This window comes from Corynebacterium sp. HMSC068G04 (assembly GCF_001814885.1).
In the GTDB taxonomy this organism is placed as follows: domain Bacteria; phylum Actinomycetota; class Actinomycetes; order Mycobacteriales; family Mycobacteriaceae; genus Corynebacterium; species Corynebacterium hiratae.
In genome coordinates this window covers 9252-21737 of the sequence record NZ_KV818346.1, presented here as the reverse complement: position 1 = coordinate 21737, position 12486 = coordinate 9252, and the positions used below count along the sequence as shown (strand labels likewise).

The following is a 12486-nucleotide window of genomic DNA, read 5'->3' as shown; positions in this document are numbered from 1 at the left end:
TGACGACCGCGTCAAAGTCAATCGGGACGAACGTGCCTTGCCCGCTACTGCGCTTATCTACGAAAATCGCGTCCAACTCGTTATTGATGGGCATGTGAAATATGACGGAATCACCTACGGCAAACCGGTGGATGAGGTCATCCGGGCGGAGCGGCAGCGTGAAAAGCACATCCAGAATCTAGGCTTTGTTGTCTTGCCGTATTCCCCGAGCGAATTGCTTTATGAAAGACCACGAGTGGTCAGTGAGGTGCGGGCAGCGCTCAAGGCTGTGAGGTCGCACCGTAGCGCATAGTGGTGGGGTGGAAAGCGAGCCTCATCAAGCACCGCCGAGTTTAGATGGTCCTTCTACTTTGGTTTCTTAGTGCTGATAAGGGACCATCTCCACACCAAAACCCCATACAAATGGTCCCTTTGCTGAGTAAAGGGGACCAGAGTAAGGGGACCATTTGCGATGAGGGTGGCGCAGGCTAGTTGTTGAGCGGCTTGCGGGTCGCGGCCATGTGCTTGGCGCGCTCCACGTTGGCGGGCAGGAGGACCAGCGGTACGTCGTACTCCACCTCGCGGTCGCAGAACTCGGTGAAGCTCAGCGAGCCGGAGCCGGTGTACATCTCGGCGAGCTTGGCCACGATGACGTGGTCATTCTCGGTGGTGCCCTCGATAGGCCAATCGCGGTCGAGGGCGGGGGAGCCGGAGTACATCTCAATCTCCTCATCGGCCGGCGGGGTGTAGGAGCCGGCCAGGGTGGCGGCCTCCTCCATAGCGCGGGCGAGGACGTGGTCGTAGGACATGAGCACGACATCATCCGAGGACAAAAAGCCAGCCTTCTGTGCCTCGAAAGCAGACGAGAAGTTGCGGGCGGACGCGATGAAATCGAAGGCCTTCTGGTGATAGTCTTCGACACCGGCCGCCTTGAGGCGCTCCAGCGAGGAGATGGTGCCGGTCCAGCCGGGGTAGAGGCCCACGGTGCGCTCCGGGAAGCCAAGGCGGGTATCGGCGTGGGCCACGATGCGGTCGCAGGCCAGAGCGGTTTCGAAGCCGCCGCCCAGAGCGACGCCACGCACAGCGGCCACGACCGGAACCGGGGCGAACTTAAGGGCGCGTAGGGTGGTCGAGCCGTCCGAAAGGAGGGATTCGACGAGCGAGGCATCGCCGGACTCACCAGCGGAAGCGATGGAAGCGAGGTCTGCGCCCGCGCAGAAAACCGGCTTGTCATTACCAATAACCAGCGCGACGAGGTTCTCCGAGGTCACGGCGCCCAGAGCGGCACGGATGACTTCGAGGGCGGGCGTTGGCAGGGAGTTCATCGGGGTGTGTAGGTCGATGATGCCGATGCGGCCAGCCGGGGTGGAGACCGCGTGGACAGCGCCCGCCTCCTGAGACACGATGGTCTCCGCATCCAGAGAAGCCAGGGTGACAACACCCTCGCGCGGCGCGAGTTCCTGACGTTCTCCCTGAGAAGAGAGCACCGAGCCCTTGCCGTAAAAACCGCCCGCCGAAGCCGCGGCGGAGACCAAGGCCGGGACGTTGGAGCCGTAGGCGGAGGCAACCCAGTCGATGCCGATGGCGTCGGCAAGCGCGAAGATGCCCTTCTTCCAGCCGAAACCAAGAGTAAGGCCCTCGTCGATGAGGCCCACGTGGTCCGCAATGTCAGGTGCGACCTCGCAGCAGTACGCCAGCGTGTCGAGGAAGACCGCGCGGGCAAAACGGCCGCCGGGGGAGTCAGTGTCCATGACCTCGCGCGGATCCTTGAGGCCCACGACAGGATCGGAGGGTTGAGTACGGGGCACGTACTCGTAAGAGGAGTTGATGACCTCGTCACGGCCGCGATAGAAGCCACCCTCACCAGTGCGGCCGGTCAGCCCCCGAGAAACGAGACCTTCGATGAAGGAGTCATCACCAAGGGGGACGTCAAGCAGCGGATCACCTGCCGGCAAGGCCGTCTCCAAAGACTTCCAAATGGGCTTGACCAGCTGGAGACCGATGTAGTCGAGCAGCCCGAAAATACCGGTGCGGGGGATGCCGAAGGCGCGGCCGAAGGCAGCGTCCGCAAGCTCGTAGCTCACGTCGAACTCGCGGGCGCGGGCCACGCCGGCGGCCATCCAGTAACAGCCCACGCGGTTGGCAATGAAGCCCGGCGTATCGCGGCACTCAAGAGCAATCTTGCCCAGGGTTTGCTCGATGGTCGTTCGCAGAGCAGCCTCCGTGGAGCCGGAAGCGATGAGCTCTACCAGGCGCATGACCTTCGGTGGGTTGAAGAAGTGCGTGATGGCGAACTTGTCGCGGCGGGCTTCCGGCACGCCCTCCAGGAGCGACGCCAGTGGCAGGGTAGAGGTATTCGAGCTCAACAGAGCATCCGCAGACAAATGAGGCTCAATGGCCTGATAGAGCGAATGCTTGGCGCCGAGGTCTTCGAAGATGGCCTCGATGATCCACTCGCGGTCCTCCAGCAAGGCGTAGTCATCGCTGGCGCGCACGCGCTCGGCAAACTCCGGCAGGTGGAAACCCTTGCGCTTGAGCTGGATCTCGACGCCCCTCTGGGCACCCTCCGCGTCCTGGTCCAGCAGCACGACGTCCATGCCTGCCGACGCACACAGCGCCGCAATGCCGGATCCCATAGAACCTGCTCCGATGACGGCTACCTTGGTGATGCTCATTTACTTCGCTCCATTCTCAATAATCATGGCGATTCCCTGACCGCCGCCGATGCACATGGTGACCAGGCCATAGCGCTTGCTTTCGCGGCGCAGCGCATAAGCTAGCTTGGTCAGCAGGATGACGCCCGTGGCACCAACCGGGTGGCCGTGCGCGACGGCACCGCCATAGATATTCGTCTTGGCCGGGTCGAAGCCCAGCTGGTCCTGCACGGCGATGGCCTGGGCGGCGAAGGCCTCGTTTGATTCGATGAGGTCAATATCCTGCAACTCCAGGCCGGCCTTCTCAAGCGCCTTCGGCACTGCAGCCACCGGACCGATGCCCATGCGCGTCGGGTCCACGCCCGCGATGGACCAGGACACAATCTTCGCCAGCGGGTCTAGGCCGCGCTTGGTCACTTCCTCCGCGGTGGCCAGCACGGCGGCCGCAGCGCCATCGTTGATGCCGGAGGCGTTGCCGGCGGTGACGGTTCCATATTTAACGAAGACCGGCTTGAGCTTTGCCAGCTTCTCGACGCTCGTCTCCCGCACCGCCTCATCAAAGTCCAACTCACCGACCGGGACGATTTCCTCGGCGTGCACGCCTTCCGCGCGGGCCTTCGCGGCGCGCGCCTGGGACTCGGCGGCGAACTCGTCCTGGCGCTCGCGGGAGATGGCGTTATCGGCGGCGACGTTCTCCGCGGTCACGCCCATGTGGCCGGTGCCGAAGGGGCAGGAGAGCGCGCCGGTAAGCCAGTCGTAGAGTTTGCCGTCACCCATGCGCTTGCCAAAGCGCGCGCCTTCGACGGAGTAGGGCGCGTTGCTCATGGATTCCGCCCCGACGGCGAGGGCCAGGGAGCCGTCGCCAGACTGCAGGAGCTGGGCCGCACTGATGACGGCCTGGACGCCGGAGCCGCAGAGGCGGTTGACTCCCATGGCGGTGGAGGAGTCTGGCATGCCCACGTTCTTGGCAATCGCCCGGGAGAGGTAGAGGTCCTTCGGAACCACTGGCATGACGTTGGAGGCTACGGCGGTATCGAGGTCTGCTCCGGTAAGCCCCGAACGCTCAATAGCTGCTTCGGCGGCAAGCGAACCGAGCTCGGTGAGGGAGAGGCGCGCGAGGCTGCCGCCAAATTTGCCGATGGGCAGGCGTGCAGCCCCGGCGATGTAGATGTCCTGGGGCATGGGTTCCTCCGTTGATGAATACGAATGACGATTAGTTAACTTAGTATCCTAGGTCACCTTTTGGAGGCGCGCAACGGTGTGCGGTCAGGGTGTGTGGGTCGCTGCAGTTTTGGCAAGGGTGTAACGTGCGCCACCCCCGCGCTGTTTACAGATTGTTGAACAACCCCTATGCTTTCACCAACGTTTAATGCGACCTTCGTCACGAAAGGTGCCCAACAATGAGCTTGGAACCCACCAACCCCTCCGCTTCCCAGGAAGCCGCCCAGAACGCGCCGCAAGAAGCGCAGGCCCCCAAGGGCATCGGCGCCATGGCCGGCGCCATGTTCCTCATGGCCACCTCCGCCATCGGCCCGGGCTTTTTGACCCAAACCTCCGTCTTCACCGTGCAGATGGGCGCGGCCTTTGCCTTCGCCATTGCGCTGTCGATCATCGTCGACATCGCCATTCAGCTGAACGTGTGGCGCGTGCTTGCCATCTCCGGTATGCGTGCCAACGAGCTGGGCAACACCGTTCTGCCCGGCCTCGGATGGTTCCTCGCCATCCTGGTCTTCATCGGCGGCATGGTCTTTAATATCGGCAACATCGCCGGCTCCGGCTTGGGCCTGAACGCCATGCTCGGCATCGATGCCCGCATTGGTGGCCTCATCGCTTCCGCCATCGCCATCTTCATCTTCCTGTCCAAGCGCGCAGGCATAGCATTGGACCGCATCGTCGCCGCGCTGGGCGCCATCATGATTCTGCTCATGCTCTACGTGGCGATTGTTTCCCAGCCGCCGGTAGGCGAGGCCCTGAAGAACACCGTCATGCCGGAGAGCGTCGATTTCTTCGTCATCACCACTCTCATCGGCGGTACGGTGGGCGGCTACATCACCTTCGCCGGTGCGCACCGTCTCATCGACTCCGGCCTCTCGGGCCCGGAGAACGTCAACGCGATTACCAAGACCTCCGTTCTCGGCATCATCGTCACCGGCATCATGCGCGTGCTGCTCTTCCTCGCGGTCCTCGGCGTTGTGTCTACTGGTGTTGCGCTCTCTGAAGACAACACCGCTGCCGATGCTTTCCGCCACGCCGCCGGCGAGTTCGGCCTCCGCGCCTTCGGCGTCGTCCTCTTCGCCGCAGGTCTGTCCTCCGTTATCGGTGCCTCCTACACCTCCATCACCTTCGTGACCACTCAGAAGGTCAGCCCGCGCACCCGCAACTTCCTGACCGTCGGGTTCATCGTGGTCTGCGCCATCCTCTACGGCATTCTCAACTCCGCGCCGCAGAAGCTCCTCATCTTCGCGGGCGCCTTCAACGGCATCATCCTGCCTATCGCCTTCGCCATGATCATGTGGGTCGCGTTCAAGCGCCACGACCTCACCCACGGTGTCAAGCAGCCGATGTGGCTCCTCATCGCTGGCGTGCTAGCGCTCGTGCTGGAAATCTTCATCGGTATCAAATCCATCTCCGGAATCGTTAACCTATGGGCATGATGCAGACCCCATCAGAGGTGCGCGCCTTTGCCCGCGCACACGACATGACCACCACTGCCGGCCGCGCTCGCGGCTTCATGCAGGCCAACCTCATCGCGCTGCCGAGCGAGTACGCTTTTGATTTCCTCCTCTTCGCTCAGCGCAATCCCAAGCCGTGCCCCATCGTCGGCGTGCTGGAGGCGGGGCAGTACACCTCTGAGCTCATCCCGGGCGGCGACATCCGCACCGACATCGCCGCCTACAACATCTACGAGGACGGCCAGCTCACGCAGACGCTTGACGACGCTTCCCCGTTTTACTCCGACGACATCGTCTCCTTCCTCATCGGTTGTTCCTTTACCTTTGAGAATGCGCTTGTGGAAAACGGCATTTCCATCGCTCACATTGACCAGGGCCGCAACGTGCCGATGTATCGCACGACGATTCCCTGCACGCCGACGGGCGTCTTTTCGGGGCCCATGGTGGTCTCCATGCGCCCGATTCCTGCGAGCCAGGTTTCCGATGCCGTCCGCATCACCTCCCGCTACCCGGGAGTCCATGGCGCTCCGGTTCACGTGGGCGACCCAGCCGCCATCGGCATCGAGGACTTGTCGCAGCCCGATTTCGGCGAAGCCGTCGACATTCCCGAGGGCACCATCCCGGTCTTTTGGGCCTGCGGCGTGACCCCGCAGGCCATCGTGATGAACTCGCGGCCCAGCCTGGCCATCACGCATGCCCCGGGCAAGATGCTGGTCACCGATATCCCGGACCGCGACTTCCTCATCCCCTGAGCCCCAGTTCGGTGGCGTTTTCCTCTAGCTCTCATGACGCCGATACATGGTTCTACTCAGATGGTTCTGGTTAGAAGGTTTGTTTGGGGGCAAACAAACCTTCTGTGAATGCGTACATGGTTCACTTGGGGGTAAACGAACCTTTTGACCCGAACCATCTCACTAGAACCATGTGGGCCGAGCAGTTTCGCGCGGGTGGAACCGGCTAACAGGAGCGCAGGCACAGTTAGAGGACCCGAAGAATCGAGTCCATCGCGCGCATCAAGTCCGCACGGCAGGCATCAGCCGCCGCCTCACGCTCACCCTGCGCGATGAGGTGGGCCAAGTCGATGTTGGCCTGCACGTGGTTATCGTGAATCTGCGGGTAGCGCTCCAGCGTCAACAAGAAGGTCAAGCGCATCCGCGCCAGCAGGTGCGACATGGAGCGGTCCAGCGTCGGCGAGCCCAAGCCAGCGACCAACTGCCGGTGGAAGCGCTGGTTGATGAGGGGGCGGGGTGCGTCGGAAAGCACGGCGGATTCGGTCAGCCGCACCAGCTCGCCTGGGTCTTCGAAGGTGGCATAGCGCGCCGCGGCCGGCTCGATGGCAGCGCGCGCAAAGTACAGATCGCGCACGAAATCGGCATCCGGGGTGGCAATGAACACGCCCCTGTGTGGGATGCGCTCCACGATGCGCTCGGAAGCGAGCATGGCGAAAGACTCCCGCAAGGTGTTGCGGGAGCATTCGAAGCGCTCGGCGGCGCGGACCTCGCTGAGCTGATGTCCGGGCATGTACTCGCCCTCGGAGATGGCGGCGCGAAGCGCGGAGGCGACGGAATCTGCAAGCATGCGACTTACAGTAGCCCGCCGCTTAAGCAATCGTGGCGATCACCGCGCCCGGTTCCAGCCTGGATCCTTCCTTCGCCACGCGGCTCAGCTTTCCGGCAGACGGGGCCTTGACCGCGGATTCCATCTTCATGGCCTCAATCGTGGCGATGGCCTGGCCTTCTTCGACCGTGTCGCCGTCTGCCACGTTCCACGCCACGAGGTTGGCCTCGTAAGGGCAGGTCACCTCGTTGCCGCTGGCGCTGGCACCGGAGGCCGCGCTTGCCGACGCCCCCTTCGCCTGCCCCTGCGACAACATATCGGTGGGGAAGCCCACGCTGACCAGCTTGCCGTCGATTTCCAGTGCCACGCGGGTGCGCTGCGCGTAGATGGCCTCGACGGGGACCGTTGTGCTCGTGGCCTCCGCGGAAGGGCGGTAGTTGTGGTCGAGCCAGTCGGTGTAAATGCCGGCCGCGGCATCGGCGTCGCCGTGGTCCACGAGGACCTGGGAGGAGACCATATCGCGGTGGAAGGGCAGTACGGTGCGCACACCTTCGATGTCGAATTCCTGAAGTGCCTGCTGCGCGCGCTTCAGCGCGATCTCGCGGGTCGGGCCCCATACTAGGAGCTTGGCCACGAGCGAGTCATAGTAGGGCGGCACGATGGAGCCGGAGCGCACGCCGGAATCCACGCGGATGCCGGGACCCGTCGGCGGCTCGAAGCGCACGATGGTGCCCGGGCACGGCGCGAAGCCGTTGAGGATGTCCTCGGCGTTGATGCGGAACTCGAAGGCGTGGCCGTCGGACACGGGGTCTGACGCGGGAGCGTCAGATAGGAAAGACAACGGTTCGCCGGAGGCGATGTGGAACTGCTCCGCAATGATGTCCACGCCCGTGACCATCTCGGTCACCGGGTGCTCCACCTGCACGCGGGTATTGACCTCGAGGAAGGAAATCGTGCCATCCTCGGAGACGATGTACTCGACGGTGCCTGCACCGGTGTAGCCGACCTTCGCGCAGATGGCGCGGGCGCCTTCGTGGATGCCGGTGCGCTGCTCGTCGCTAAGCGCGGGTGCCGGGGCCTCCTCGATGAGCTTCTGGAAGCGGCGCTGCGTGGAGCAATCGCGGGTGCCCAGCACGGCGACGTTGCCGTGCGTATCGGCCAGAATCTGCGCCTCCACGTGGCGCGGGTGGGTCAGGAACTTCTCCACGTAACATTCCGCACGCCCGAAAGCCTCCTTGGCCTCGCGGCCGGCGGAGTTGAAGGCGGCCTCGATGTCCTCGAGGTTTTCCACCACCTTGAGGCCGCGTCCGCCGCCGCCATAAGCCGCCTTGATGGCGATGGGCAGGCCGTGCTCCTCAGCGAAGGCTCGGGCCTCCTGCCAGTCATCGATGGGATCGGAGGTACCCGGTGCCAGCGGGGCGCCGACCTCCTCGGCCACGCGGCGCGCAGCAATCTTGTCACCGAGCAGCTCGATGGACTCCGGTGAGGGGCCAATCCACGTCAGGCCGGCCTCCGCTACGGTGCGGGCAAAGTCGGCGTTCTCCGAGAGGAAGCCGTAACCGGGGTGGATGGCGTCAGCGCCGGCGCGCACGGCGATATCGAGGAGCGCCGGGATGTTCATGTAGGTATCCGCCGCGGAGTTGCCGGGCAGGGCATAGGCTTCGTCGGCCACCTGGGTGTGCAGTGCGCCAGCATCGGCTTCGGAATAAATGGCGATGGAGCGGATGCCCAGGTCACGCGCGGTGCGGGCGATACGGACGGCGATCTCGCCGCGGTTAGCAATAAGGACTGCAGAGATCATGGGTGGGTGTTCCTTTACTAGTGTTTAAGCGAGTTCAAAGCGGACCGTCGCCCCCGGCGGGAGCTGTGCGGCGATATCAATATCTTCTTCGAGGACTGTGGCGATGACCGGGTAGCCACCGGTTACTGCGTGATCGCGGAGGAAAATCACGGGCTCGCCACTCGGCGGTACCTGGACGGAGCCAGCCACCATGCCCTCCGAGGGCAGCTCGCCCTCCCGGGCGCGGCTCAACGCCACGGAGCCTTCCGGGCCGACTAGGCGCACGCCCACGCGGTTGGACTGCGCGGTCACGGTCCACTCGGTGGCCAGGAACGCCTCCAGACTTTCGGGCGTAAACCAGTCATCGCGCGGGCCGAGCACGCAGCGCAGCACACCCTCGGTCTGGCCGTGCGCGCCTTCGAGAACGCGCATCGGGTTGCTCAGCTGCGCATCCGTCATTGCGGTGGAGCGGGGGAGGACACCAATGACATCGCCCAGCCGCACCGGGGCAGGCCCCAGTCCGGAGAGCACGTCGGTGGAGGCTGAGCCCAGCTCCGCATCCGCCACGATGCCGCCGCGGATGGCGATGTAGCTGCGCAGGCCCACCGTTGCGGGATCCACGGTTACCGTCGAACCAGCGGTGACGAGCACTGGGCGCGCGAGGTGCACCGGCATATCGTCTAGCAGGACGCGGGATTGGGCGCCGGTGACGCACACGACGGCGTCGGTCAGCGCGCGCAGGCGAATGCCGCCGATATTCTCCAGCACGGTGGCGCCGCGCGGGTTGCCCACCGCGACGTTGGCCGTGGCTGCCGCAGCCAAGTCCGCAGCACCCGAGGGCGTGACGCCCAGGTTGCCGCGGCCAGGGCGGCCCTGATCCTGGAAGAGGGTGAGCAGGCCCGCATCGAGGACCTCCAAGCGCGGCAAGCGCGCCGGGGTGCGGCGGCCAAAAGGCGTGGTAGACACCACCTCCGGCAGCGAGCTCACCGCGCGGTAGCGTACGCGGTCACCGGGCTGGACCAGTGCCGGCGGGTGGGCATCAGATTCCCACATCGGAGTCGAAGTGGTGCCCAACAGCTGCCAGCCGCCGGGGGAGACGCGCGGGTAGACCGCGGAGAAACCGCCAGCAATACCCACGGCACCCGCCGGCACCGCGGTGCGCGGGGTAGCACGGCGCTCGATGTTAAAGTTTTGCGCCGGGTCAGCCGGGGTGCAATACGTAAAGCCGGGCGCGAAGCCGCCAAAGGCCGCGAGCCACTCGGTGGACGTGTGCCAGTCAATGAGGCCTTCGCGCGACATGCCCATCAACTCGGCGGCCTCATCGAGGTCCTCGCCGTCATACAGGACGTCGATCTCTACAAAGCGCGGATCCTCGCCCGCCTGCGCGGTGGGGTGGAAATCCTGCAGCTTCTCGGCGGCTGCGGCGGCGGAATTCGGCGTGGCAAAGGTCAGCAGCAGGGTGGTGGCGGCGGCAATCGCGTCGACTTGGTCCTTGAGTGGATTAGCGTCGAGAGCCGCGTGCCACGCCATGACCTGGGACAAGTCCTCCAGATCCACGAGCAGCGCGCGCGTTCCTACGGGGTGAATATGCATCAGATGGCGCTCCGAATCTCAATTCCGCGCGCCTGTAGTTCCTTGACCACACCGCGCAGCAGCTGGACCGCGCCGGGCGAATCACCGTGCGTGCACACCGACTGGGCATCCACGTTGAGCACGGAACCGTCTATGGTGGTGATGGATCCGGTTTCGGCGACCTCGAGCACGCGCTTGACGACGTCCCCCTCATCACCCATTACCGCATTCGCCTCGCGCCGTGAGACGAGCGTGCCATCGGGGTTGTAGTTGCGGTCGGCGAAGGCCTCGCGGATGACGGTGAGTCCCTTCTTCTCGGCGATGTCGACGGCGATGCCGCCGGGCAGCAGCATGACGGGCAGGTCGCCGAAGGCCTTGATGCCGTCGATAACCGCGTGGGCCTGGGCCTCGTGGTGGACGATGGTGTTGTACATTGCGCCGTGCGGCTTCACGTAGGCCACCTGTGTCCCGTTGGCCTGGGCCAGGGCCTGGAGGGCACCGATTTGGTAGGTGATTTCGGCGGCAAGCTCGGCAGGTGCGTAATCGATGAAGCGGCGGCCGAATGCTGCTGGGTCGTTATAACCAACGTGCGCGCCGACGGTAACTCCTGCTTCTGCGGCTGCCTTGAGCGTTCCCGCGATGGAGTGCGGATCGCCGGCGTGGAAGCCGGTGGCGACGTTGGCGGAGGAGACGAGCTGGAGCATCGCGGCGTCATCGGCCACGGGGTTACCGGCGGTGGTTTCGCCGAGGTCAGCGTTGAGGTCTATGTGCAGCGTGCTCATGACAGGAGGACACCTCTTCTATAGTTCTCGAATTGTTGAACAATCTATGGGTGCTTAGTGTAGTCCGCATCACGTCAATTTGTGAAGTGTGTCCCGCAACTGCGTTGTGGGGGTAAGTGAAAGCGCCCCCGTGCCACAGGTGTTGTGGCGCGGAGGCGCTGGTACTAGGTGCCTGTGGAACAGGCGTTAAAGACTTAGAGCTTCAGGGCGTTCTTGACGAACGGGAAGGCAGCTGCGATGACGGCGAGAACACCGGCAACGATAGCAGCGATGCCGAGCGGGGTCGGCTTGTTGTCCTCGGAAGAGAGCTCATCCTTAACGGAGCTCTTCTTGTCCTTGGACGGCTCGGTGTCCTTGTCCTTGTCCTTGTCTTCGTCCTCGACAGGTGCAGGATCCTGGCGCTCGCCGTCGACGATATCGTAGTCGACCTTGCCCGGGCCGCCCTGGGAAGCGCCCCAATCGCCGAGGTCGATCGATTCGGAGTCGCACACTGCTGCGCCGGCCCTGGCCAGATCGAAGATCTGGGCGCGGAACAGCTGGACGTTCTTATCGGTGGTGGACGTCCAGACGAATTCGCTGTCCTTCTTGAAAGTGTGCTCCTTGCCGTTGACGGTGGCAGTGAACTCAGCCTTCGGGGAACCGCAGTTGGTAGTGGTGACAGCTTCCTCAGCAGAGGCGACGGTGGTGCCAGCGAATGCGAGAGAGCCAGTCAGGGTTGCGGCGAGCAGGCCGCGGGAGAAGTTATTCATGTTGTCTCCAATAGAGATGAAATAGAAGTGAAAAATAGTGAATCGGAAAGGTTTAAGAACCAATCAGATAACCGGTACCGGCTGAGGCAAGAGTGTAGGTCGCTCGCGAAGCGGATGTCGCAGCTTTGAATATAAATTTGACTATTTTTAATCTGCCCCTTAGCTAACGGGTGTTTTCCGGACATTGAAAACACCCCCAATCACTTGAACGAAGTGATTGGGGGTGACTAGTCAACGCCGAAGAAATGGCGTTTTAGTGCTTCAGGTTAGAACGGAAGCTTGATGCCCAGTGCGCGTGCAGCATTCGGGATGATTGCAGCCAGTGCGCCAAGGACGCCAATGACGATTGCTGCGATGCCCAGGTCGGTCGGCTTGCCGTCCTCGGAGGATAGTGCATCCTTGATGCCATCAAAGGAGCTCTTGTCCTTGTTTTTATCCTTGTCGCCCTCGGACTCGTCATCGTCGCCGTTTTCGGAGTCTTCATCGTCGCCTTCAGACTCGTCGTCGTTGTCAGCGTCATCGTCGCCGCCGGTGTTGTCGTCGGACTCGTCGTCATCGCCGCCCTCAGACTCGTCGTCGTTGTCAGCGTCATCGCCGCCGCCCTCAGACTCGTCGTCGTTGTCAGCGTCATCGCCGCCGCCGGTGTTGCCGTCGGACTCGTCGTCGATATCGATAGGTTCGGAATTGCATACGTCTTCGCCAGCCTTGGCCAGGTCGAAGATATCGGCGCGGCTTAGCTCA

At 63.6% G+C, this 12486-nt stretch carries 10 protein-coding genes and 1 pseudogene; 3 read left to right on the top strand and 8 right to left on the bottom strand.

Features of this window, described 5'->3' with window-relative positions; all coding sequences use genetic code 11:
* Positions 1-292 (top strand): annotated as a pseudogene (locus HMPREF2993_RS13680) (hypothetical protein); the annotation flags it as partial.
* Positions 293-467: 175 nt separating this feature from the next.
* On the opposite strand, the gene HMPREF2993_RS13985 reads toward HMPREF2993_RS13680, so the two are convergent.
* A complete protein-coding gene (locus HMPREF2993_RS13985) occupies positions 468-2654 on the bottom strand; it encodes a 3-hydroxyacyl-CoA dehydrogenase/enoyl-CoA hydratase family protein (RefSeq protein WP_070702430.1) in 2187 nt (728 codons plus the stop codon).
* Entirely contained in the window at positions 2655-3815 is a 1161-nt protein-coding gene (locus HMPREF2993_RS11255) for an acetyl-CoA C-acyltransferase (RefSeq protein ID WP_070702428.1), read from the bottom strand.
* 308 nt (positions 3816-4123) lie between these two features.
* Between HMPREF2993_RS11255 and HMPREF2993_RS11250 the strand changes: the two genes are divergently transcribed.
* Positions 4124-5287: an NRAMP family divalent metal transporter gene (locus HMPREF2993_RS11250; RefSeq protein WP_180963917.1), complete on the top strand. Its 1164-nt coding sequence runs from the start codon at positions 4124-4126 to the stop codon at positions 5285-5287.
* Positions 5278-6057, top strand: coding sequence for a putative hydro-lyase (locus HMPREF2993_RS11245; RefSeq protein WP_371325912.1), 780 nt, complete (start codon positions 5278-5280; stop codon positions 6055-6057). Before HMPREF2993_RS11250 ends, HMPREF2993_RS11245 begins: the two co-directional genes overlap by 10 nt.
* Positions 6058-6283: 226 nt before the next feature.
* Here the strand turns inward: HMPREF2993_RS11245 and HMPREF2993_RS11240 are convergent, their stop codons facing one another.
* From HMPREF2993_RS11240 to HMPREF2993_RS13675, 6 genes are all read right to left on the bottom strand, one after another.
* The gene (locus HMPREF2993_RS11240; RefSeq protein WP_070702424.1) at positions 6284-6883 is read right to left on the bottom strand and encodes a GntR family transcriptional regulator; all 600 of its coding nucleotides are present in this window, start codon (positions 6881-6883) and stop codon (positions 6284-6286) included.
* A 22-nt stretch (positions 6884-6905) separates the two neighbouring features.
* Complete coding sequence (locus tag HMPREF2993_RS11235; RefSeq protein ID WP_070702422.1) at positions 6906-8663, bottom strand: acetyl/propionyl/methylcrotonyl-CoA carboxylase subunit alpha; 1758 nt, start codon at positions 8661-8663, stop codon at positions 6906-6908.
* A 24-nt stretch (positions 8664-8687) separates the two neighbouring features.
* Complete coding sequence (locus HMPREF2993_RS11230; RefSeq protein ID WP_070702420.1) at positions 8688-10235, bottom strand: 5-oxoprolinase subunit B/C family protein; 1548 nt, start codon at positions 10233-10235, stop codon at positions 8688-8690.
* Positions 10235-10996: a 5-oxoprolinase subunit PxpA gene (locus HMPREF2993_RS11225; RefSeq protein WP_070702418.1), complete on the bottom strand. Its 762-nt coding sequence runs from the start codon at positions 10994-10996 to the stop codon at positions 10235-10237. The genes HMPREF2993_RS11230 and HMPREF2993_RS11225 overlap by 1 nt, the downstream gene beginning before the upstream one ends.
* 194 nt (positions 10997-11190) lie before the next feature.
* Positions 11191-11745 carry a hypothetical protein gene (locus HMPREF2993_RS11220; RefSeq protein WP_070702416.1) on the bottom strand — a complete coding sequence of 185 codons (555 nt, stop codon included), beginning with the start codon at positions 11743-11745 and terminating at the stop codon, positions 11191-11193.
* 266 nt (positions 11746-12011) lie between these two features.
* Positions 12012-12486 (bottom strand): hypothetical protein (locus HMPREF2993_RS13675; protein ID WP_070702414.1); only part of this gene is annotated, 475 nt, incomplete at its 5' end.